Below are 20,971 nucleotides of genomic sequence, written 5' to 3'. Positions count from 1 at the left end.
CACCGGGAACCGCCCCGGCGGCGATCTATTCGGGTTAGTGTAAAGCGCCCGGCGGCGGCTAAACACCGATTAATAACAGGGGTATTACGGGGTATTACATGGCAGAATCGGGTAAAAGATAGGGCGTTTCCAGCAGGCGCATCAACGTTTCTTCATACTCGGTGACAAACAGCGCCCCCTGAATACCGTCGAAATCAAACTGACGGACGGTTTGCAGGTCGGCAAAGTTATCGATCCCCTGTACCACCACTTCCTGACAATGCGGTTTAATGTGATCGAGAATAGCGCCAATAAATGGCTGGAAGGACAAGCGCTTGATGCTGCGATGAATAAATCCCTTATCCAGCTTAATACGATAAAAAAGATTGTCGAAAATGGCTTTCGACGTTGCCTGTCCCGCGCCGTAATTATTCAGGCTTAAACTAAAACTTTCACCCAAACTCATCAGATGATCATAATCATCGCCGTCTTTCAGACCCGGAAAACTTTCACTTATCTCCAATTCAACACAGTCAAGCAGGCGCATCTTCTTGAGTAACAGGTCGCTTTCGAGGATGGTCTTCGCCAGGGCCATATCAATATTAATGGCAACATTGACATTATGTTGAATAAAGAAGCCATGATGTCTTGAGATGATATTAATTTTATCCTGCATCAACCGGAGGCGCTGCTGGTCATTAAGCTGAGGGGTAAGAATTTCCTGCGGTATCGACACGTTGGCCGCCGCATGAGTAAAGTGAGTCAACATTTCAACAGCCGTTAACTGCCCGTCTGGGGCATAAATCGGACAGAAACCGTTATGAGTTTTATAATCCGCTTGCAGATGGATTTTCATTTCATTCGCCATTTTAAGCGGTGATCTCCGCCAACCTGTATTCAACAACAGGACAAGTGCGTCGTCATCCCGTCGTCATTCTACTATTTTTTTCTCATACTTGCATTCCGGGACGCTAAACTACCACAAAAATGACACAAACAGTCTTTACCTGTGTCATCTTAATGAAAAGGGAGAGTTCGTTACGCTTGTTTAGTTCATCACTTCTTAACTAAAAAAGAGACTGGTGTAGCAAAAAATAACACTTAAGGGGAATTAATCTCATATCGTAATGGTTAACTTCGCTAACGCTAACACTGTGGATATAAATCAAATGGTGTTAAAAGCGGCATTAAGATGTGTGGAGGAAAGATTAAATTCGCCGTGCCTGCCAAAAAACTTTACGCCAGTAAACATTATCCAATGACGAGCGCGTCACTCCCCGACTGGTTGAGGCATGAATAAAATAATTATCCGTGTCGTAAATGCCAACATGCAGTCCGTTTTCACCACTGCCCGTTTTAAAGAAAACCAGATCGCCCGGCAATAGCTGTGACTTATCAATACGTGTCCCGATACCGGTCTGCGCTGATGTGGTACGGGGTAATTGCAAATTAAATCGTTCGCGGAAAGTTAGATAAACAAATCCAGAACAGTCAACGCCGCCGCGATCCATGCCGCCATAGTGATACGGCGCACCACGCCATTGTCCAAGCTGGTCGTTGAGTTGCGCAATAACGCTAATTGAATCTGCAAGCCTTGAATTGGGTGCGGGTGCACGGCTGCTACAACCAGCCAGAATCATCACAGTCAACACCAGGAAAAAACGCATTATGTACGTCCCTTTATCACTCATGGATCTAATTTAGCGGTCAACCCGTGAACTGGCAACATCCGCCATTTGTTAAACCGGGAATTAACAGCGCGTGCTGCCCATCGTTGGCTGCGTCCCGCCCTGAACTTTACTTGGCTCAGTTGAGGGCAGGAGAAGAGATGAACAACCCGGTTTTAACTTGTGCTATAGGGATCGCATCGCACGTCATGTCCATCGAGGTCTATTTACCCAGCGCCTTGCCGATACACGCCAACAGACACGGATCGTTGGGCTCCATGTCAGGTGAGAAACGCCCCACAACCTGACCATCACGATCGATAATAAACTTCTCGAAGTTCCACAGGACATCACCATACTCTTTTGCAGCACGGCCTTTGCTGGCCATTCTTTCAGCAAAAACGCTGTTTTCAGGGGCGATGGTTTCCGGCCGAGCTGCAATAAGCTGTGCATAGAGCGGATGACGCTGCGGACCGTTAACCTCAATTTTGCTGAACATAGGGAAACTCACGCCGTAGGTGGTGCTGCAAAACGTTTTGATTTCGGCTTCACTACCTGGCTCCTGCTCCAGAAAGGCATTGCAAGGAAATCCCAGTACCGTCAGCCGCTGCTTATGCCACGTTTTCTGTAAATCTTCAGGGCTTCATATTGCGGCGTCAGGCCACATTTTGATGCCACATTGACCACCAGCAGAACATCTCCTTGCCACTGGGCCAGAGTTGTTTTTTCGCCGTCCAGTGTAACCAGCTCGGTATCAAATAAGCTCATCGTTTTTCCTGTTTAGCTGTGGAAAATAACAGCCGCCGGGCCCCATGTGGGACACCCTGACTGCTGGTTTTAAAGCACCTTTACGCTTCAGGCCATTATCGAACGCAATGAAAAAGGCCGCTTGCGCGGCCTTTTGAACAACGGTAATTAATCTTCTTTCGGCGAGGCGTTCTCAACCCGGCTTTTTAATTTCTGACCAGGTCGAAACGTGACAACCCGGCGAGCCGTAATGGGAATATCTTCACCCGTTTTAGGATTTCTTCCCGGACGTTGATTTTTGTCGCGAAGGTCGAAGTTGCCAAATCCTGACAGTTTGACCTGTTCACCGTTTTCCAAAGCACGACGCACCTCTTCAAAAAACAGTTCTACCAGCTCTTTGGCATCACGTTTGCTAAGCCCAAGCTTTTCAAACAGGTATTCAGACATTTCAGCTTTTGTAAGCGCCATAGGTTCAATCCCTCAAGGATGCTTGGAATCGCTCTTTCAGTGCCTCTACGCATCTTGCAACGGTAGCGGCAATCTCCTCTTCTTCGAGTGTCCGGCTGGTATCTTGTAAAGTCAGGCTGATAGCGAGGCTCTTAAAACCTTCATTTACGCCCTTACCACGGTACACGTCAAACAAGTTTACGCCAACTAACTGATTTGCGCCAACTTTCTTACACTCTGTGATGACATCGCCTGCGGGTACGTTTTCAGCCACAACTACAGCAATATCACGACGGTTTGCCGGGAAGCGAGAAACCGTGCTGGCATCAGGCAGGACGCGGTCTGCGAGCTTGTCCCACTGCAATTCGAAAACAACCGTACGCCCATTAAGATCAAGCTTGCGTTCCAGTTCGGGGTGAACAACTCCAATAAATCCAATGTGTTCATCACGCAAATATACGCCAGCGCTTTGGCCAGGATGAAGTGCAGGATTGGCTGCGGCGACAAACCGGATATCGTCCAGCTTATTGGTTAGCTCCAGAACAGATTCTACATCACCTTTCAGATCATAGAAATCTACCGCATCGCGTGCCAGATCCCAATGTTCCTCATTACGGTGACCAGAAATCACACCTGCCAACATCACTTCCTGGCGGATGCCGAGGTTTGCCTGCGTATCCGGTACAAAGCGCAGGCCGCTTTCGAACAGGCGTACGCGTGACTGTTGACGATTCTGATTATAAGCCACTGCGCCCAGCAGACCACTCCACAGCGATAATCGCATCGCTGACATCTCAACTGAGATGGGGCTTGGAAGAACCAGATTATCTTCTCCCGGATGCAGCAGCGCCTGAATTTTAGGATCAACGAAGCTGTAAGTAATCGCTTCCTGGTAACCTTTGTCCACCAGTAACGCTTTAACACGTTTCAGCGACAGATCGGCCTCGCGGTGTTTGGTCATCACCAGACCGGCCTGCACCGGCACGTCAGGAATATTGTCGTAACCATAGATGCGAGCGACCTCTTCCACCAAATCTTCCTCAATAGAAAGATCGAAGCGCCAGCTCGGGGCGATTGCATGCCATTTGCCCTGTTCTTCTGTGACTTCACAGCCCAGACGACGCAGAATATCACTCACCTCTGCATCAGCAATGACATGACCGATAAGACGATCCAGTTTTTCACGACGCAGAATGATGGTGCCGCGCTGAGGTAATGCGGCTTCATCCGTCACATCAATCACCGGGCCGGCTGCGCCACCGCAGATATCCAATAACAGGCGCGTTGCGCGTTCAATGGCTCTATATTGCAGTGCCGAATCAACACCACGTTCATAGCGATGAGAGGCATCAGTATGCAGGCCATAACGACGTGCACGTCCGGTAATCGATAGCGGACTGAAGAAAGCACATTCTAACAACACGTTCTGCGTCTGCGAGTTTACGCCGGAATGTTCGCCGCCAAAAATACCCGCCATTGCCAGCGCTTTCTTGTCATCGGCAATCACCAACATATCGCTGCTCATTTTGGCTTCGTTGCCATCGAGCAGTTTCAGCATCTCACCCTCTTCCGCCTGACGAACCACGATACCGCCATCAATGCGGTCGAGGTCAAATGCATGCATCGGCTGACCAAGTTCAAGTAAAACGTAGTTTGTCACGTCAACGACCGGATCGATGGAACGTATTCCGCAACGGCGCAATTTTTCCTGCATCCATAACGGCGTAGCGGCCTTCACGTTGACACCTTTCACCACCCGCCCCAGGTAACGCGGGCAGGCTTCAGGTGCATCAACACGGATCGGGAAAGTGTCCGGCAACGTTGCGGAAACTGGCTGGATATCCACCTCATTCAACGGCAACCTGTTTAGTACCGCGACATCACGAGCCACGCCGATAATGCCCAGGCAATCCGCACGGTTTGGTGTGACGCTGATTTCAATGGTGTGGTCATTCAGCTGAAGATAGTCACGAATATCTGTTCCTACTGAAGCATCCTGCGGCAGTTCAATAATCCCGTCCTGTTCGACGGAAATACCCAGCTCGGAGAATGAGCACAGCATGCCTTCTGACGGCTCACCGCGTAATTTAGCGGCTTTAATTTTGAAATCGCCTGGCAGAACTGCCCCGACTGTTGCCACGGCCACCTTCAGCCCCTGACGGCAGTTTGGCGCACCACAGACGATATCCAGCAGGCGATCGCCACCCACATTAATCTTAGTCACGCGAAGCTTGTCGGCATTAGGATGTTGAGTGCATTCGACCACTTCACCCACTACCACACCATGAAAAGCACCGGCAACGGCATCCACGCCATCCACTTCAAGACCGGCCATGGTGATCTGATTGGAAAGAGCGGTACTGTCAATGGACGGGTTGACCCATTCACGTAACCAGAGTTCACTGAATTTCATTGGTTTTACCCGCCCTTATTTAAACTGTTTGAGGAAACGTAAATCGTTTTCGAAGAAAGCACGCAGATCGGTGACGCCATAGCGCAGCATGGTCAGACGCTCCATTCCCATACCGAACGCAAAACCAGAGTAAACTTCCGGGTCAATGCCCGCGTTACGAAGTACGTTCGGATGAACCATTCCGCAGCCAAGTACTTCCAGCCATTTGCCATTTTTACCCATCACATCCACTTCGGCAGAGGGTTCGGTAAACGGGAAATAGGATGGACGGAAGCGCACCTGCAAATCTTCTTCAAAGAAGTTGTTCAGGAAATCATGCAGCGTTCCTTTAAGGTTGGTAAAGCTGATGTCTTTATCAACAATCAGGCCTTCCATCTGATGGAACATCGGCGTGTGAGTTTGATCGTAATCGTTACGGTAAACGCGGCCGGGTGCGATGACTCGAATCGGCGGTTGCTGATTTTTCATTGTGCGGATCTGTACGCCAGAGGTCTGAGTACGCAGCAGACGGGTGGCATCAAACCAGAAGGTATCGTGATCGGCTCGAGCCGGGTGATGCGCTGGAATATTGAGCGCATCGAAATTGTGATAATCATCTTCAATTTCGGGGCCGGTTTCTACCGAAAATCCAAGCTCGCCGAAAAAGGTTTCGATGCGATCGATGGTGCGGGTAACCGGATGCAGCCCACCATTTTCAATACGACGTCCCGGCAGCGAAACATCGATGGTCTCCTGCGCCAGACGCGCATTCATTACCGCAGACTCCAGCGCATTTTTCTGCGCATTGAGCGCTTCCTGTACCTGCTGCTTAGCTTCGTTGATCACCGCACCAGCTGCTGGACGTTCTTCCGCAGGCAGTTCACGCAAGGTGGTCATCTGGAGCGTAAGATGTCCTTTTTTGCCCAGATATTCGACGCGAACGTTATCTAACGCGGCGACATCCTGAGCATCGTTGATGGCGGCTAGCGCGCTCGCCACCAGGTCTGCGAGATGTGACATGCTTTCCTCTTCTTCCAGCCATACGGCCGATCTGTTTTATGTCAGGACGTATAGTCGCCCGGTAATCACTGTGTTTTATTGGCGCTAAAACGAAAAAAGCCTCCACGAGGGAGGCTTTCTGCGCGATTTTTCGTTTCTTTTCTATGCGCAAAGCCCCCGGAAAATCAGGTGCTAAAGTAAAAAAAGAAACGAAAAAGAACAGCGTTCATGCTTACATTACCTGGTAGGAGTTTCGTTATCGGCACGGCCTATTGGAAAGCCAGCGGATAAAAATGTCAATTATTTGCTCAAGTTGCATGAATAAAAGCAAAAAATATAAAAAAGAGGGAGCCAGGCCCCCTCTTCAATCTGACTTACGCCAGTGCTGATTTCGCTTTTTCTACCAGAGCAGCAAATACTGCTTTGTCGAATACCGCGATGTCAGCCAGAATCTTACGGTCGATTTCGATCGAAGCCTTTTTCAGACCATTGATGAAACGGCTGTAAGAGATACCATTAGTGCGGGCTGCAGCGTTAATACGCGCAATCCACAGCTGACGGAACTGACGCTTACGTTGACGACGGTCACGGTAAGCATACTGACCAGCTTTGATAACAGCCTGGAAGGCAACGCGGTAAACGCGTGAACGCGCACCGTAATAGCCTTTAGCTTGTTTTAAGATTTTCTTGTGACGTGCGCGAGCAACTACACCACGTTTTACACGAGCCATTTAGCTCTCCTGTTTAATATTCTGTTTGCCCTTCATCATTCATAACGAATTTTGTCGGGACTAAAAAAGGGTTACTTATGCGTACGGCAGGCAGGCAATGACCAGACCCAGATCGCCTTTAGACACCATACCTTTAGGACGCAGGTGGCGTTTACGCTTAGTAGATTTTTTAGTCAGAATATGACGCAGGTTAGCGTGCTTACGCTTGAAGCCGCCAGAAGCGGTCTTCTTGAAGCGCTTGGCCGCGCCACGTACAGTTTTAATCTTTGGCATTTAAAAAATATCCACTTCGCATTGTTAATAAAATGAACCAGAAAGGCGCATTGCACCGCGCACCGAAGTGCGCGGAGCGATGACTTTAGGGCCTACTGCCTCTTCTTGGGAGCGAGCACCATAATCATCTGACGGCCTTCGATCCTCGTAGGGAAGGATTCGACAACTGCCAGATCGATATCTTCACACAGATCTTTACGGACGCGGTTAAGCACTTCCATACCGATCTGCTGGTGCGCCATCTCACGACCACGGAAACGCAGCGTGATTTTGGCTTTATCGCCTTCTTCCAGAAAGCGAATCAGGTTGCGTAGTTTTACCTGATAGTCGCCATCATCGGTACCAGGGCGGAATTTAATTTCCTTAACCTGGATAACTTTTTGCTTTTTCTTCTGTTCTTTAGAAGATTTGCTTTTTTCGTAAAGGAACTTGCCGTAGTCCATAATACGACAAACGGGCGGTTCGGCGTTAGGGCTGATCTCCACAAGATCAACACCTGCTTCTTCAGCTTTTTCCAAAGCTTCATTCAGACTGACAATACCAATCTGTTCGCCATCGACGCCAGTCAGACGAACCTCAGTAGCGCGAATTTCTCTATTTATGCGATTAGGACGCGCCGGTTGAACTCGTTTTCCGCCTTTAATACTTTATTCCTCCAATTGGTGAAGATTGCGACTGCGGATTTCATCCTGCAGCTTCGCGATCACTTCATTTACGTCAATGCTGCCCAGGTCTTTACCGCGGCGGGTGCGAACGGCCACTTTGCCAGCTTCCACCTCTTTGTCACCACAGACCAACATATAAGGCACACGACGTAAGGTATGCTCACGGATTTTAAAGCCAATCTTCTCGTTTCTCAAGTCCGCTTTTGCGCGAATGCCCGCATTTTGCAGTTTTCGGGTCAATTCTGCAACATATTCGGACTGACCATCGGTGATATTCATCACCACAACTTGTACCGGAGCCAGCCAGGTTGGGAAGAAACCCGCATACTCTTCGGTTAATATTCCGATAAAGCGCTCCATGGACCCCAGAATGGCTCGGTGAATCATCACCGGCACCTGGCGCTCATTACTTTCACCTATGTAGGACGCGCTCAGGCGGCCCGGTAGTGAAAAGTCCAGCTGTACAGTACCACACTGCCACGCACGATCGAGACAGTCGTGTAAGGTAAACTCAATTTTCGGGCCGTAAAACGCGCCTTCACCAGGCTGATATTCGAATGGAATGTCATTCTCTTTTAGCGCAGCGGCCAAGTCGGCTTCTGAACGATCCCACAGGTCATCACTACCAATGCGCTTTTCAGGGCGTGTTGAAAGTTTCACCACGATCTTTTCAAAGCCAAAGGTGCTGTACATGTCGTACACCATCTTAATGCAGCTGTTGACCTCATCGCGCACCTGCTCTTCAGTACAGAAGATATGAGCATCATCTTGGGTGAAGCCACGTACACGCATCAGGCCATGTAGCGCACCTGATGGTTCGTTACGATGACAGCTACCAAATTCAGCCATACGTAACGGCAGGTCGCGGTATGATTTTAAACCCTGATTAAAAATCTGCACGTGTCCCGGGCAGTTCATCGGTTTGATGCAATATTCGCGGTTCTCAGAGGAGGTAGTAAACATCGCCTCTTTGTAGTTTTCCCAGTGGCCGGTTTTTTCCCACAGCACGCGGTCCATCATAAATGGCCCTTTCACTTCCTGGTACTCGTACTCTTTCAGCTTGGTGCGTACAAAGACTTCCAGTTCACGGAAAATGGTCCAACCATCATTGTGCCAGAACACCATGCCCGGCGCCTCTTCCTGCATATGATACAGGTCAAGCTGCTTGCCAATTTTACGGTGATCGCGCTTCGCCGCTTCTTCTAAACGCAACAGATACGCAGCCAGCTGCTTTTTGTCGGCCCATGCAGTGCCATAGATACGTTGCAGCATCTTGTTATTGCTGTCGCCACGCCAATATGCACCAGAAATTTTTTGCAGTTTGAAATGATGACAGAAGCGCATGTTCGGTACGTGCGGACCACGGCACATATCGACATATTCCTGATGATGATACAGGCCCGGACGATCGTCATGACTGATGTTTTCATCAAGAATCGTCATTTTGTAGTTTTCACCACGAGCGGCAAAAGCATCGCGTGCTTCCTGCCAGCTGACATTTTTCTTAATCACGTCATAATTTGTCTCTGCCAGCTGGTGCATCCGTTTTTCCAGCAGTTCGATATCTTCCTGGGTCAGCGTGCGATCGAGATCAACATCATAGTAGAAACCGTTGTCAATCACCGGGCCAATGGCCATTTTCGTATCTGGCCACAGCTGCTTGATCGCGTGCCCCAGCAGGTGGGCACAGGAGTGACGGATAATTTCCAGTCCGGCTTCATTTTTAGCGGTGATGATTTCCACACTGGCATCGGCCGTGATCGGATCAACCGCATCAACCAGTTCACCATTGACGCGCCCGGCGATACAGGCTTTTGCCAGTCCCGGACCGATGTCCATAGCGATATCCATCACACTGACGGCATGGTCAAATGAGCGCTGGCTTCCATCAGGAAGAGTAATTACAGGCATGAAACATCCTTAGTTGCAGTGGTAACCCACACGTAAGGCTACATACAAAAATTAGTTTTTGTTTATACATCAAACAGTTTTACTTGAAACTGGCCCACATTTGCCCGTTTGGTAATCTGTTTGGTACACATAGTCCGAAAGTGAGCGTGCGCTTAACACTTTCGCAGGACATTCATCTTACACTTCATAGACATCAATTGCACGGGCGGGTCTTTAAAGCGCAAATATGCAGCCATCATGCCTAAGCATTGGCACCACGCCAGATAAAGAGAAATCCCCCCTATTGAAAAAAAGGATATTCCCGGGGCTGCGGCGCACGGCAGCCGCATTCATTCTCACTTAGTGGGATTGCACATACGTAACGGAGATGTCGACAGCAAATGAAAGCGACTAAGCCAGCTTAAAAGTGACCGTAGCCGGATGAGATGAGATAGATAAAAAACGGGCCGGAGCAAACGGCCCGTGATTAAATTACAGCGCGTAAGAGAGCGTAATAGTGGTTTTTGTGTCGGTACGGTCGGGTGCTGACGCCGGAGGATTTTGGTTCCAGGTCACGTTGTAAGCCATTTTCAACGCAAAGTGGTCGTTAATGCCTACCTGTAGCCCGGTTTCAGAGTTCAGCGTAGTATCGTCACTTCCCAATACGGAGATGCCCTGAATGAACTTAGTATTGTCCGTCAGCTGCCACTGATAGCTCAATGCGCCATAGGCAAGAGCCTGTGTCTCATGACCGCCTTGATGGTATTCGTCATAACGGACGCCGGGACCAGCTTCCAGTCGCAGTGAATGCACCGGGCCATTCAATATCTGGCGACCGTAACCGGCAGCAAGGATAGAACGTCCATCATATCCATTAAAACGATCACTCAGCCAGCTCGCCTGACCGAACAGGTAATCAGCGCTGTTCATGTTATAACGAGTACGCCCACCCACCTGATACGTTTCTGATGAACGCTCATCGTTTGATGAAGTGTTGCTGGCGTTACCCCACAGGCTGTAGGCAAAGCTCGGAGTATACCAGGTCAGATTGGTATTTGCCGTGGCTGAAGAACTGGTGGTATTACCAGACTGAGCCATATAGCCCGCTGCTGCGTTGCCTTCGAAATCTTTTTTTGCTGTGGAGGGATCATCCATAACCGTGAAGACATTGGTATCTGCCAAAGCTTGTTGACACAATGCTCCACCGGAGAGCAGCAATACTACAGAGAGTTTATTAAGCGCTTTCATTTGAATGTGACCTGTACGACAAATTTAGAAGAAGTGAGTGTGAAGCGTTTTGAAGGACGATCAATGCCCTTTATGCTAAGAATCGCAACAAATTGTTATTTCGCTCTGATACCTTAGCATTTAACCTGACAGCCCGTTTTGTAAGGACTCTTTCATTAACGGCGCGCATTATAAGGGTTATAAAGCAAGAAAACACCAGGACAGGAGTAAGAATTATCCCTTTCGGGTTGATTAAATATTATCCACGCCCAACATCCAGTGACAAAATGTAACGGTGTCACGGGCTTAACCGCAGTATGAATGGCGTGAGCAGTACGACCTTACGAAATTTTTACGCCAGCCAGCAGCCTCTTTATCCCCTTGCCGTCCTTCTCAACTACGCTTATCACCATGTTCCTATGAGGAGTTTCGTTATGAGCAATGATGACATCAAAAAGTACATGGTCACATTTCATTATGTGGAAAAAGGGTTATCAGACCTGCTGGAACTCGCCAGCACCCTGACAAACGGTGGCTTCTCGACCACCCTGAATGACGCAGAGGGCCAGCCGCACGAGTTGGGAAGCAACCGTTTTGGTTTTGTCAGTGCGTTGCCTGCAGAACAAGTTCGCCAGCTGGCACAGGGATTAGGAGATAAGGCACTGGGAAGTTTGCCCGAAGTAGATGTGGAAATCTGGCAGCTATCTCACGATTAATACCGTTAAATGTTGACTGAAGTAACCCCCATATGTGCGCTGTCGCTGATTTTGATTATGCTTTAATCGATACCATAGTTAATCACAGCGCAAAAAGGAGTGTCCTATGTGGTCAGCCGTCGGTCGTCTGTTGAGTGAGCAGTTAGGTATGGGCGTCATCACCGAATGCCACAAGCTGGAGAACGGTGAGGTTCATCCTACGTGGTATGTGCGTTATGGCGAGCATGACGTGTTTGTGAAGTCCGATCGACGCGACATGCTGGATATGTTCGCCTGGGAGGCCGATCAGCTCAAGCTGCTCGCCCGTAGCCGTACGGTACGTGTGCCCACGGTATATGGCGTTGGCAGCACACGTCATAACAGCTTTTTACTGCTGGAGTATATTCCGTTACGGCCGCTGAATGAGCACGGTGCTTTCCAACTGGGGCAGCAGCTGGCAAGCCTACACCAGTGGAGCGAACAACCGCAATTCGGCCTCGATTTTGACAACAATATTACCACATCCCTACAGCCCAACAGCTGGCTGCGGCGTTGGTCAGCCTTTTTTGCTGAACAGCGCATCGGCTGGCAGTTGCAGCTTGCCGCTGAAAAAGGCATTCAGTACGGCGATATGGAGCTAATCGTCCATTGTTCCCAGACCGCATTGAGTTCGCACCATCCTCAGCCTTCTTTGCTGCACGGCGATTTGTGGCCCGCTAACTGCGGCGGGAGTGACAGCGGCCCGTGGGTTTTCGATCCAGCCTGTTACTGGGGAGATCGTGAATGCGATCTGGCGATGCTGTCCTGGTTACCGCACTTATCTGAACAGGTATACCATGGCTACCAGTCAGTATGGCCCTTGCCTGACGATTTCCACCAACGCCAGCCGGTTTATCAACTTTACTACTTGTTGAATCGAGCCAATGTCTTTGGCGGTACGTGGCTGGCTGAAGCACAGCGTGCGGTGGGTGTATTACTGGACAATGAGGATGAGATAACAGGCTCCACGCGCCCGGCATGAGGGCGCGTCGCCTTTTTTTAGCCGATAAATCCGGCCAGTTTAAGGATGAAGTATCCGGCTGCCGCCACTATCACCGGAAGGATGTATAACGGGAAGATTTGCAGAAACAGTGTGTGACGCGGCACAACAATCTTTTCTTCCAGCTGCGCACGGCTTTGGCCTTCCGCACCTCGTGCATTTTCCAGAATCATTTGGTTCTCAATCCCTTCGCGCAGATAACGCGCCTGACGCGACATCCTCGCACCTGAGGCTTGCATAGCGAGCCCGATAAATATCAGGATGTAGATCCCCCAGAACAGAAGATTACTTTCGTTGTTAAAGTCAGGTACTGGCGAATGATGCCAGAACCCGGAAAGAAAACCGGTATTGAAGCGGATCATGTCAATCATCACATGAGCAAAATCCTGCATGACGGCATTGATCCCGCTGCGCTGTTCACGACTTTTTTCCAGAAAACCCATCAGCGAAACCAGCGTAGATATCAGGGCCGGAATGAAAATAATCCATCCCATGATACGTTTCACTATTGCCATCCTGCCAGCCTGTTGATAAGTCATGCATTCTCCTGTCCATCAGATAGATGTTTCAGTTTACAGTGAGTTTCACAAATGCGCCCGAAAAATGGCATCAGCTGGCAGTATTAGTCGCAGACAGTGCCGAAACAATATTTTTTCATCGTAACTTCATGTTAAGGTGGCATAAACTGTCAAATGGAGTCGCTGAATGTCTTATCACCGTCCCGTAACCGCCGCCATATTTGATATGGATGGCCTGTTAATTGATTCCGAGCCCCTGTGGTGCCAGGCCGAACTTGAGGTGTTTACCACTCTTGATGTTGATCTCAGTCAGCGTGGAGCAATGCCCGACACATTAGGCTTACGCATCGATCAGGTCGTACGTATGTGGTTTGAAACTTTCCCCTGGGACGGCCCTTCGCAGGCCGAAGTCACGCAGCGTATCATCAATCGCGTTCTCCAACTGATTGAGGAAACCCGCCCGCTGTTGCCCGGCGTAGAGCACGCGTTGCAGACGTGTAAGGATGAAGGGTTGAAGATAGGTCTCGCTTCGGCTTCGCCACTTCATATGCTGGAGCGCGTGATGGAAATGTTCAACCTGCGCAATAATTTCGACGTGTTGGTTTCCGCTGAGTCTCTTCCTTACAGCAAGCCGCATCCGCAGGTTTACCATAATGCAGCAATGGGCCTGGGCGTTGATCCACTTAACTGCGTCACGCTTGAGGACTCATTTAATGGTATGATTGCCACTAAGTCCGCCAGAATGCGCTCTATTGTCGTGCCGGATAGCGCACACGCTAGCGATGCCCGCTGGTCGTTGGCTGACGTCAAACTGGCTACCCTTGAACACATCACGCCTCAACATCTGCTCAACCGCTAAGTGGATCAGTAGCAGCCCGTTCACTTGATACATCTTATCCAAAACATCAGCAGCGTGACGTTTGACGCAGAAAATAGTGAGTAAAACCCTGTCAACTGCGGGGGGAGGAAGCCGCCCGTAGATTTGACTTAACGACCATTTCCCCGAGTAACGCCACGCTTTTAACCGCTATTTATCTTTGGTTACAGCGTCACATATTTATTCTACTGTATATATTCCCTATACTGGATACATTGACAGTTATGTAACCAGGTATTCCCATGACGGCAGAAGGCCACCTCATTTTTGCCATAGCCAGCGCAATTTTTGCCAAACGTGCTGAACTGACCCCGATACTGGCCAGTGCTGACTGGTGGCATATTGTTCCAGCCACGCTCCTCACCTGCCTGCTGCCGGATATTGATCACCCAAGATCATTTCTCGGCCAGCGGCTCAAATGGCTTTCTTACCCTATTGCGCGGGTTTTCGGCCACAGGGGCTTTACCCACAGCCTGTTGGCCGTAGGTGGTGGTGTTGCCCTGCTACAGATGAAATTACCTTCTGACTGGCTTTTGCCCGCCGACGTCTTCCAGGGCATGGTGCTGGGCTATCTTAGCCATATTGCCGCAGATATGCTCACCCCTGCCGGGGTCCCTTTGTTGTGGCCCTGCCGCTGGCGATTTGGTCTGCCGCTGTTAAGAAGCCAAAAAGGCAACCAGCTTGAACGCGCCCTGTGTCTGGCGCTGGTCGGTTATGCCATCTGGTTTCCAACCGCTATGCCGCCGTTTGGTGCATCAGGATGGACCACCCAAGCTATTGGTCATATACAAAACGGCTTTACTGAGCTGATCCACCGTCAATAAGCCCGCTGAAAGCGTTAAGCACCAAAAGTTATAAGTCATTCTGTTTGGATATAATGTGGTAATAGCAGCAGCTGCTACCATTTCGCAACTGATCGACTTACCGTGAGACAGAAATTAACTGTCTTCTAAAGGCCCTGCGGGGCCTGTTTCATTGGGAGAAAATGGAAATGAATTTTCCGCTAATCATCAATCTTGTCGCATTTGTTGCGCTGCTGCTACTGGTGGCGAAGACAGGATCAGGCTGGAGCCTTTCTAAGAAAGTCCTCTTCGGTCTAACGATCGGCGTGCTGTTTGGTCTGGCCCTGCACACTATTTACGGCGAAAACAACCCGGTCATTAAACAGTCCGTCAGCTGGTTTAACCTGGTCGGTAACGGTTATGTTCAACTTTTGCAGATGATTGTGATGCCGCTGGTATTTGCCTCAATCCTCAGCGCCGTTGCTCGTCTGCATAATGCCTCTTCACTGGGAAAAATCAGTTTCCTGACGATTGGTGTGCTGCTCTTTACCACCGCCATTGCCGCCGTGGTGGGGGTTTTTGTCACCTGGCTGTTCGGTCTGAATGCCGGAGGCCTGATCCAGGGCGCACAGGAAAGCGCGCGCCTGGCAGCGATCCAGAGTTCCTACGCAGGCAAAGTCGCCGACCTCAGTGCGCCACAGCTACTGCTCTCATTTGTGCCTAAGAATCCGTTTGCCGACTTGACCGGCGCTAACCCAACGTCGATCATTAGCGTGGTTATTTTTGCCGCGTTCCTCGGCGTTGCCGCACTGCAACTGCTGAAAGATGATGCGGAAAAAGGCCAGCGCGTCCTGAAAGCGATCGATACGCTGCAATCCTGGGTGATGAAGCTGGTGCGTTTAATTATGAAGCTGACGCCGTATGGCGTGCTGGCACTAATGACTAAAGTGGTCGCCACCTCTAATGTTAGCGATATCATTAAGCTTGGCAGCTTTGTGTTGGCATCCTACCTGGGCATGGCCATCATGTTTGCCGTACATGCCCTGCTGCTTTCAGCCAATGGTGTAAACCCGCTGCGCTTCTTCCGTAAAGTTTGGCCGGTGATCACATTTGCCTTCACCAGTCGCTCCAGCGCCGCCACTATCCCACTGAGTGTCGAAGCGCAAACGCGTCGTCTGGGAATTCCCGAATCCATCGCCAGCTTTGCCGCCTCATTCGGAGCCACAATAGGACAGAACGGCTGTGCCGGTCTCTATCCGACCATGCTGGCAGTAATGGTCGCGCCCACAGTGGGGATCAACCCGTTTGACCCAATGTGGATCGCAACATTAGTGGCCATCGTCACGTTGAGTTCAGCAGGTGTTGCTGGCGTTGGCGGCGGCGCAACCTTTGCCGCACTGATTGTACTGCCGACGATGGGTCTGCCGGTGACGCTGGTGGCCTTACTGATCTCCATTGAGCCGCTGATTGATATGGGCCGTACCGCACTTAACGTAAACGGTTCCATCACTGCGGGAACCCTGACCAGCCAATGGTTAAAGCAGACTGATACACAAATTATGGATACCGACGCCGATAACGAGGCTACACTGGCCCAGCGTTAATCCTGCTATGCGGGTCAGCGCCCTGCTGACCCGCTTATTAAAACCGCCATGAACACGACTTCTCCCTACTCCGTTGTTGCCCATTGCTCTGATAAAAAAGCCACGTTATTGATAACGTACAGGAAACATTAAGTGCAGTAAGAGATAGCAAATAGCTGTTGGTTACCGCTTGTTTTTCCGCGAACTCAGGCAGATGCTGAAGAGGGAAATGAGAGGAGAAATCCTATGAAAAAGGTAATGATTAGCTTTCTTGCCTTAACGCTATTGGCCCCGGCCCTGTCATCGGCACGCCACGATGATTGGAAGCCGCCCCACGGCTGGCACCACGGTGATGACGAAAGGCCGCCGCCCGGCTGGCGCCACGGTGATGGCTGGAGACCCGACGGCCCGCGTCGCCTGTTTATTCTGCCTGCCGCCGCAGCCGCCGTAATCATAGGCGGGCTAACTTATTATATCCTTGACGGTAGCTATTATCAGCGGCAATACGACAACACTTACCTTGTGGTTGACCCACCGGTGGATCGCGTGGGTACTATGCGACGACTGGATTACAATGGTGAGCGGTTTTATGTCCAGGGCGGGCACTTCTATCGCCGAGATATTCACGGCCAGTATTATGAAGTACCACGACCTGCCGGATTGTGATAGTCAGAATCAAGACAAAAAAAATGGTCACCGTCGTGACCATTTTTCTTATTAACTCGTGATTACTGATTCACTTGCGGATCTGTATCGTACTCTTTGCAACTCTGGAAACCGTAATTCATCACGCGGCCTGTGTCAGAGTAGCTGACGAAATAGGTCTGCAGCTTGCCATCACGTTCACCCAATACGTAAGTCTGACAAGTACCACGCGCATGGACCATGGTGATTTCGGTAGAAGCTGGCCCGGCGATTTCACGAACCTGCTGACGAGTCATTCCTTTCTTCACGTCCTGTACCACCGGTTTCGTGGCATAGCTTTGCGCACGATCGTAAACTGTACAGCCAGACAACATGGCAAGCGTTACCGCAGCACCCATTAATCCCGTTAACTTACGCATTTGTTCAACCTCTGTCATGATCAGTGTGGTAGTAAGCCTGGAATATAAAGTCAGATTAATCAACTTTATGGCAGCAAAATATTATCAGTTTATTGGCGTCTTACCTATAATACAGCGGGTAAAATGCGCTGTCGTCGCCAGTCCAGAAATGGAATCGCTAATACGTATCGCCGCTGCATACATCAGCGGGATTTTTTACGCTGCCCGCTGACTGACCAGATCTGCCACCTTTTATCAATGAGGAACCATGACACCTGCACACAGCAAACGCCTGGGCTATGCCGTTACACTGGGTTTACTGGCGGCTTTAGGCCCGCTTTGCATCGACCTGTATCTTCCCGCGCTGCCAGAGCTGGCAAGCGACCTGAAAACGACGACGGCAACAGCACAACTTAGCCTCACCGCCGGGCTGCTCGGACTGGGGTTCGGCCAGCTGTTTTTCGGCCCACTTAGCGACAAATATGGCCGCATACGTCCCCTGCTACTGTCGCTGCTGTTGCTGCTATTGGCCTCTGTTGGCTGTGCGCTGGCACAGGATATCCATCAGCTGCTGCTGGCACGCCTGTTTGAGGGATTATCCGCTGCCGGTGGCGCGGTGTTATCGCGGGCTATCGCCCGGGATATGTACAGCGGCCATGAGCTAACCCGCTTCTTCGCCCTGCTGATGCTGGTCAATGGGCTGGCCCCGATCGCAGCGCCGGTGGTAGGCGGTGCGCTGATGGCATTTCTCAACTGGCGTGGGCTGTTTATGGTCATTGCCCTGTTCGCGCTGCTGCTGTTGATCCTCGCACGCGTTAAACTTCAGGAGTCCCTGCCCGAAGATCGACGCAGCAAGGGTAGCATTTTCTCCGCGTGGGCAACGCTGGGTCAGGTTATCACTCATCGTCCATTTATGGGCTTCTGCCTGACACAGGGATTTATGATGTCCGGTATGTTTGCTTATATCGGCGCTTCGCCGTTTGTTCTGCAACAAATTTATCAGCTTTCGCCGCAGGCCTTCAGCCTCTGCTTTGCCGCTAACGGCATTGGCCTGATTATTGCTTCTCAGGTTAGCGCACGCCTGTGCCCGCTATGGGGTGAATATCGCATTTTAAAAGGCGGGTTGATACTGGCCTTTATCTCTTCCGGCAGTCTGTTGCTGGCGGGGCTGACGGCGGCAGCGTTACCGCTGGTGCTGATCGCTCTGTTTTTCAGCGTGGCCAGTAACGGGGTCATATCAGTGACCGCCTCCTCACTGGCGATGCAGAGCCAGGGGCATCGTGCGGGCAGCGCCTCAGCAGTGATTGGCGTCACCATGTTTACCCTGGGCAGCATCAGCGTTCCGCTGACCGGGATTGGCGGAACATCTGTACTGACGATGAGCGCCACACTGTTCGGATGCTATATGATGGCGATTATGATGTTCACACTGCTGGCTAAAAAGTGAAAAACGGTTGAATGATCGGCATTCGTTTTCATGATTGATGGATTGATTGTTGTGGTTGCGCGCCATGCGCGTTAGCTTTGCATGAACAAAACGCAAACGGCTGCCGCCTGACGGCGCTGAATCGGAGGAGAGGAAAATGGCTCTGCAACAGGACATTATTGAGGCGCTGGGCGTCAAACCCACTATTAATGCCGATGAAGAAATTCGTCTCAGCGTGGATTTCCTGAAATCATACCTGAAGCGCTATCCGTTTTTGAAATCGTTAGTACTGGGGATCAGCGGCGGGCAGGACTCTACGCTGACAGGTAAACTCTGCCAGATGGCGATGAATGAACTGCGCGTTGAATCCGGGGACAACAGTTATCAGTTTATTGCCGTGCGTCTGCCGCACGGCATACAGGCCGATGAACAAGACTGCCAGGATGCGATCGGCTTTATCCAACCAGACAGGGTTCTGACGGTCAATATCAAAGCGGCAATACAGGCCAGCGAACAGGCATTGCGCGAGGCGGGCATTACGCTGTCTGATTTTATTCGCGGCAATGAGAAAGCGCGTGAGCGCATGAAAGTGCAATACAGCATTGCCGGAATGAATGCGGGTGTGGTGGTAGGAACCGACCATGCGGCCGAAGCGGTGACCGGATTTTTCACCAAGTACGGCGATGGCGGCAGCGATATCAATCCCATTTTCCGGCTGAATAAAGGCCAGGGCAAACAGCTGTTAAAAGCGCTGGGCTGCCCGGAACATCTCTGGCTAAAACACCCCACCGCTGACCTGGAAGACGACCGCCCCGGCCTACAGGATGAGGTGGCTCTTGGCGTAACCTATGAGATGATTGACCGCTATTTACAAGGTGAACGTATAGATCCAGCGGCAGCAAAAACCATTGAAGGCTGGTATCTGAAAACCGAGCACAAACGCCGCCCGCCGATCACCGTGTTCGACGACTTCTGGAAAAAATAACCTCCCCCACGGCGGAGCGAACAACAAAAGCTCCGCCTGTCAGCCGCCTGCTGCTATACTGTTTGGATAAACAGTAACCGGAGTCAGTAGTGGTCAGAAAACCTGTCAGTCCGCGCATCGAATTTGACGCCGCCGCCATTTATCAATATCCCGAGCAGCTGCGTCCCTGCCTTGAAGCTCTCCCTAAGTTGCCAGGGGTATACGTCTTTCACGGTGAGAGTGAAACGATGCCGCTGTATATCGGGAAAAGCGTCAACATCCGCAGCCGGGTATTGTCACATTTGCGTACCGCCGATGAGGCACGTATGCTGCGCCAGGCAACCCGTATCAGCTTTATTCCTACTGCGGGAGAACTGGGTGCGCTACTGCTGGAAGCGCAGATGATCAAGCTACAGCAGCCACTGTTTAATAAACGGCTGCGTAAAAATCGCCAGCTTTGCTCCCTGCAAATTACCGCCGGCACTCCCCAGGTGGTGTATGCCAAAGACGTCGATTTCTCCTCAACCGCTGGTCTTTATGGCTTATACGCCAATCGCCGTGCGGCGCTTGAAACCTTGCAAAAAATTGCCGATGAACAACGACTTTGTTACCACCTGCTGGGCTTAGAAAAGCTACGTTCGGGCAGCGCATGCTTTCGTTTTGCACTGAAGCGCTGTGCCGGAGCCTGCTGCGGAAAAGAAACAGAGGATGAGCACCAGCAGCGTCTGGTATCGGCGTTAGAAGCGGTGCGTTTACAATGCTGGCCGTGGCCTGATGCGGTGGCGGTTCTGGAGCAAAGAGCAGGACAAACCCAGTATCACATTATCAACAACTGGCTATATCTGGGATCGGTCAGTCAACTGGAAGAGGCCAAGTCGCTGTGCAGCACAACGCCGGGATTTGACAGCGATGGCTACAAAATACTCTGTAAGCCGATGCTGACAGGCAAACTGCCGGTTATGCTGGTGCCCAAGGCTTAGCAGAGGGGTTATCGCAGCCAAAGCAGAGAGATAAAAAAACGCCGAGG

At 50.7% G+C, this 20,971-nt stretch carries 22 protein-coding genes, 1 pseudogene and 1 other annotated feature; of the genes and pseudogenes, 9 read left to right on the top strand and 14 right to left on the bottom strand.

Annotation, left to right across the window (positions count from 1 at the left end; translation table 11 throughout):
* Positions 1-94 precede the first annotated feature (94 nt).
* From EPIR_RS08560 to EPIR_RS08510, 12 genes and pseudogenes are all read right to left on the bottom strand, one after another.
* Positions 95-835: an EAL domain-containing protein gene (locus EPIR_RS08560; protein WP_048697454.1), complete on the bottom strand. Its 741-nt coding sequence runs from the start codon at positions 833-835 to the stop codon at positions 95-97.
* Positions 836-1,187: 352 nt separating this feature from the next.
* Positions 1,188-1,646, bottom strand: coding sequence for a C40 family peptidase (locus tag EPIR_RS08555; RefSeq protein ID WP_023654957.1), 459 nt, complete (start codon positions 1,644-1,646; stop codon positions 1,188-1,190).
* Between the two features lie 223 nt (positions 1,647-1,869).
* Positions 1,870-2,414, bottom strand: a pseudogene (locus EPIR_RS08550) (glutathione peroxidase).
* 147 nt (positions 2,415-2,561) lie between these two features.
* Positions 2,562-2,861, bottom strand: coding sequence for an integration host factor subunit alpha (gene ihfA, locus EPIR_RS08545; protein WP_017802142.1), 300 nt, complete (start codon positions 2,859-2,861; stop codon positions 2,562-2,564).
* A 4-nt stretch (positions 2,862-2,865) separates the two neighbouring features.
* Positions 2,866-5,253 (bottom strand): phenylalanine--tRNA ligase subunit beta, encoded by a 2,388-nt coding sequence (gene pheT, locus EPIR_RS08540; protein WP_023654954.1) that lies wholly within the window; start codon positions 5,251-5,253, stop codon positions 2,866-2,868.
* A gap of 15 nt (positions 5,254-5,268) precedes the next feature.
* On the bottom strand, positions 5,269-6,252 hold the full coding sequence (pheS, locus tag EPIR_RS08535; protein ID WP_023654953.1) for a phenylalanine--tRNA ligase subunit alpha: 984 nt from the start codon (positions 6,250-6,252) through the stop codon (positions 5,269-5,271).
* A gap of 89 nt (positions 6,253-6,341) precedes the next feature.
* Positions 6,342-6,466: a sequence feature (Phe leader region), on the bottom strand.
* A complete protein-coding gene (pheM, locus tag EPIR_RS18695) occupies positions 6,417-6,461 on the bottom strand; it encodes a pheST operon leader peptide PheM (RefSeq protein ID WP_157037525.1) in 45 nt (14 codons plus the stop codon). Its footprint overlaps the feature before it by 45 nt.
* A 139-nt stretch (positions 6,467-6,605) precedes the next feature.
* Entirely contained in the window at positions 6,606-6,962 is a 357-nt protein-coding gene (rplT, locus tag EPIR_RS08530) for a 50S ribosomal protein L20 (RefSeq protein WP_004157375.1), read from the bottom strand.
* A gap of 75 nt (positions 6,963-7,037) precedes the next feature.
* Positions 7,038-7,235, bottom strand: coding sequence for a 50S ribosomal protein L35 (gene rpmI, locus EPIR_RS08525; protein WP_004157374.1), 198 nt, complete (start codon positions 7,233-7,235; stop codon positions 7,038-7,040).
* Between the two features lie 92 nt (positions 7,236-7,327).
* Positions 7,328-7,879: a translation initiation factor IF-3 gene (gene infC / locus EPIR_RS08520; protein ID WP_072066024.1), complete on the bottom strand. Its 552-nt coding sequence runs from the start codon at positions 7,877-7,879 to the stop codon at positions 7,328-7,330.
* A gap of 3 nt (positions 7,880-7,882) precedes the next feature.
* Positions 7,883-9,811 carry a threonine--tRNA ligase gene (gene thrS / locus EPIR_RS08515; RefSeq protein ID WP_023654951.1) on the bottom strand — a complete coding sequence of 643 codons (1,929 nt, stop codon included), beginning with the start codon at positions 9,809-9,811 and terminating at the stop codon, positions 7,883-7,885.
* A 471-nt stretch (positions 9,812-10,282) separates the two neighbouring features.
* On the bottom strand, positions 10,283-11,038 hold the full coding sequence (locus tag EPIR_RS08510; RefSeq protein ID WP_023654949.1) for a DUF481 domain-containing protein: 756 nt from the start codon (positions 11,036-11,038) through the stop codon (positions 10,283-10,285).
* 413 nt (positions 11,039-11,451) lie between these two features.
* Between EPIR_RS08510 and ghoS the strand changes: the two genes are divergently transcribed.
* Together ghoS and EPIR_RS08500 are read left to right on the top strand one after the other, a co-directional pair.
* Positions 11,452-11,733 (top strand): type V toxin-antitoxin system endoribonuclease antitoxin GhoS, encoded by a 282-nt coding sequence (gene ghoS / locus EPIR_RS08505; RefSeq protein WP_023654948.1) that lies wholly within the window; start codon positions 11,452-11,454, stop codon positions 11,731-11,733.
* Positions 11,734-11,839: 106 nt separating this feature from the next.
* On the top strand, positions 11,840-12,733 hold the full coding sequence (locus EPIR_RS08500; RefSeq protein ID WP_023654947.1) for a fructosamine kinase family protein: 894 nt from the start codon (positions 11,840-11,842) through the stop codon (positions 12,731-12,733).
* Positions 12,734-12,750: 17 nt separating this feature from the next.
* Here EPIR_RS08500 and EPIR_RS08495 read toward each other — a convergent pair whose 3' ends face one another.
* On the bottom strand, positions 12,751-13,290 hold the full coding sequence (locus tag EPIR_RS08495) for a YniB family protein (protein WP_023654946.1): 540 nt from the start codon (positions 13,288-13,290) through the stop codon (positions 12,751-12,753).
* Positions 13,291-13,456: 166 nt separating this feature from the next.
* Between EPIR_RS08495 and hxpB the strand changes: the two genes are divergently transcribed.
* The 4 genes from hxpB (at position 13,457) to EPIR_RS08475 (ending at position 17,177) form a co-directional block, all read left to right on the top strand.
* Positions 13,457-14,128: a hexitol phosphatase HxpB gene (gene hxpB, locus EPIR_RS08490; RefSeq protein WP_023654945.1), complete on the top strand. Its 672-nt coding sequence runs from the start codon at positions 13,457-13,459 to the stop codon at positions 14,126-14,128.
* Positions 14,129-14,388: 260 nt separating this feature from the next.
* A complete protein-coding gene (locus EPIR_RS08485) occupies positions 14,389-14,970 on the top strand; it encodes a metal-dependent hydrolase (protein WP_023654944.1) in 582 nt (193 codons plus the stop codon).
* A 167-nt stretch (positions 14,971-15,137) separates the two neighbouring features.
* Positions 15,138-16,532, top strand: a complete 1,395-nt coding sequence (locus EPIR_RS08480; protein WP_023654943.1) for an L-cystine transporter — start codon at positions 15,138-15,140, stop codon at positions 16,530-16,532.
* A 225-nt stretch (positions 16,533-16,757) separates the two neighbouring features.
* On the top strand, positions 16,758-17,177 hold the full coding sequence (locus EPIR_RS08475; RefSeq protein ID WP_023654942.1) for a DUF6515 family protein: 420 nt from the start codon (positions 16,758-16,760) through the stop codon (positions 17,175-17,177).
* Positions 17,178-17,239: 62 nt separating this feature from the next.
* On the opposite strand, the gene osmE is transcribed toward EPIR_RS08475, so the two are convergent.
* Positions 17,240-17,575 (bottom strand): osmotically-inducible lipoprotein OsmE, encoded by a 336-nt coding sequence (gene osmE, locus EPIR_RS08470; protein WP_023654941.1) that lies wholly within the window; start codon positions 17,573-17,575, stop codon positions 17,240-17,242.
* A 247-nt stretch (positions 17,576-17,822) separates the two neighbouring features.
* Here osmE and EPIR_RS08465 point away from each other — a divergent pair, with 247 nt between their 5' ends.
* The 3 genes from EPIR_RS08465 to cho all read left to right on the top strand — a co-directional run bounded on the left by EPIR_RS08465 (position 17,823) and on the right by cho (position 20,924).
* A complete protein-coding gene (locus EPIR_RS08465) occupies positions 17,823-19,001 on the top strand; it encodes a multidrug effflux MFS transporter (protein ID WP_023654940.1) in 1,179 nt (392 codons plus the stop codon).
* A 136-nt stretch (positions 19,002-19,137) separates the two neighbouring features.
* The gene (nadE, locus tag EPIR_RS08460) at positions 19,138-19,965 is read left to right on the top strand and encodes an ammonia-dependent NAD(+) synthetase (protein ID WP_023654939.1); all 828 of its coding nucleotides are present in this window, start codon (positions 19,138-19,140) and stop codon (positions 19,963-19,965) included.
* Positions 19,966-20,054: 89 nt separating this feature from the next.
* The gene (gene cho / locus EPIR_RS08455) at positions 20,055-20,924 is read left to right on the top strand and encodes an excinuclease Cho (protein ID WP_023654938.1); all 870 of its coding nucleotides are present in this window, start codon (positions 20,055-20,057) and stop codon (positions 20,922-20,924) included.
* Positions 20,925-20,971 lie beyond the last annotated feature (47 nt).

Origin of the sequence: Erwinia piriflorinigrans CFBP 5888 (genome assembly GCF_001050515.1) — a bacterium.
GTDB classification, from domain to species: Bacteria; Pseudomonadota; Gammaproteobacteria; order Enterobacterales; family Enterobacteriaceae; genus Erwinia; species Erwinia piriflorinigrans.
Note: the sequence above shows the minus strand (reverse complement) of the source record. Positions and strands in the feature narration are given on the sequence as shown.

Excerpts from the sequence above, each read along its gene's own strand:
- EPIR_RS08560 (WP_048697454.1), bottom strand. The coding sequence starts at position 835 with ATGAAAATCCATCTGCAAGCGGATTATAAAACTCATAACGGTTTCTGT.
- EPIR_RS08555 (WP_023654957.1), bottom strand. The coding sequence starts at position 1,646 with ATGCGTTTTTTCCTGGTGTTGACTGTGATGATTCTGGCTGGTTGTAGC.
- ihfA (WP_017802142.1), bottom strand. The coding sequence starts at position 2,861 with ATGGCGCTTACAAAAGCTGAAATGTCTGAATACCTGTTTGAAAAGCTT.
- pheT (WP_023654954.1), bottom strand. The coding sequence starts at position 5,253 with ATGAAATTCAGTGAACTCTGGTTACGTGAATGGGTCAACCCGTCCATT.
- pheS (WP_023654953.1), bottom strand. The coding sequence starts at position 6,252 with ATGTCACATCTCGCAGACCTGGTGGCGAGCGCGCTAGCCGCCATCAAC.
- rplT (WP_004157375.1), bottom strand. The coding sequence starts at position 6,962 with ATGGCTCGTGTAAAACGTGGTGTAGTTGCTCGCGCACGTCACAAGAAA.
- rpmI (WP_004157374.1), bottom strand. The coding sequence starts at position 7,235 with ATGCCAAAGATTAAAACTGTACGTGGCGCGGCCAAGCGCTTCAAGAAG.
- thrS (WP_023654951.1), bottom strand. The coding sequence starts at position 9,811 with ATGCCTGTAATTACTCTTCCTGATGGAAGCCAGCGCTCATTTGACCAT.
- EPIR_RS08510 (WP_023654949.1), bottom strand. The coding sequence starts at position 11,038 with ATGAAAGCGCTTAATAAACTCTCTGTAGTATTGCTGCTCTCCGGTGGA.
- ghoS (WP_023654948.1), top strand. The coding sequence starts at position 11,452 with ATGAGCAATGATGACATCAAAAAGTACATGGTCACATTTCATTATGTG.
- EPIR_RS08500 (WP_023654947.1), top strand. The coding sequence starts at position 11,840 with ATGTGGTCAGCCGTCGGTCGTCTGTTGAGTGAGCAGTTAGGTATGGGC.
- EPIR_RS08495 (WP_023654946.1), bottom strand. The coding sequence starts at position 13,290 with ATGACTTATCAACAGGCTGGCAGGATGGCAATAGTGAAACGTATCATG.
- hxpB (WP_023654945.1), top strand. The coding sequence starts at position 13,457 with ATGTCTTATCACCGTCCCGTAACCGCCGCCATATTTGATATGGATGGC.
- EPIR_RS08485 (WP_023654944.1), top strand. The coding sequence starts at position 14,389 with ATGACGGCAGAAGGCCACCTCATTTTTGCCATAGCCAGCGCAATTTTT.
- EPIR_RS08480 (WP_023654943.1), top strand. The coding sequence starts at position 15,138 with ATGAATTTTCCGCTAATCATCAATCTTGTCGCATTTGTTGCGCTGCTG.
- EPIR_RS08475 (WP_023654942.1), top strand. The coding sequence starts at position 16,758 with ATGAAAAAGGTAATGATTAGCTTTCTTGCCTTAACGCTATTGGCCCCG.
- osmE (WP_023654941.1), bottom strand. The coding sequence starts at position 17,575 with ATGCGTAAGTTAACGGGATTAATGGGTGCTGCGGTAACGCTTGCCATG.
- EPIR_RS08465 (WP_023654940.1), top strand. The coding sequence starts at position 17,823 with ATGACACCTGCACACAGCAAACGCCTGGGCTATGCCGTTACACTGGGT.
- nadE (WP_023654939.1), top strand. The coding sequence starts at position 19,138 with ATGGCTCTGCAACAGGACATTATTGAGGCGCTGGGCGTCAAACCCACT.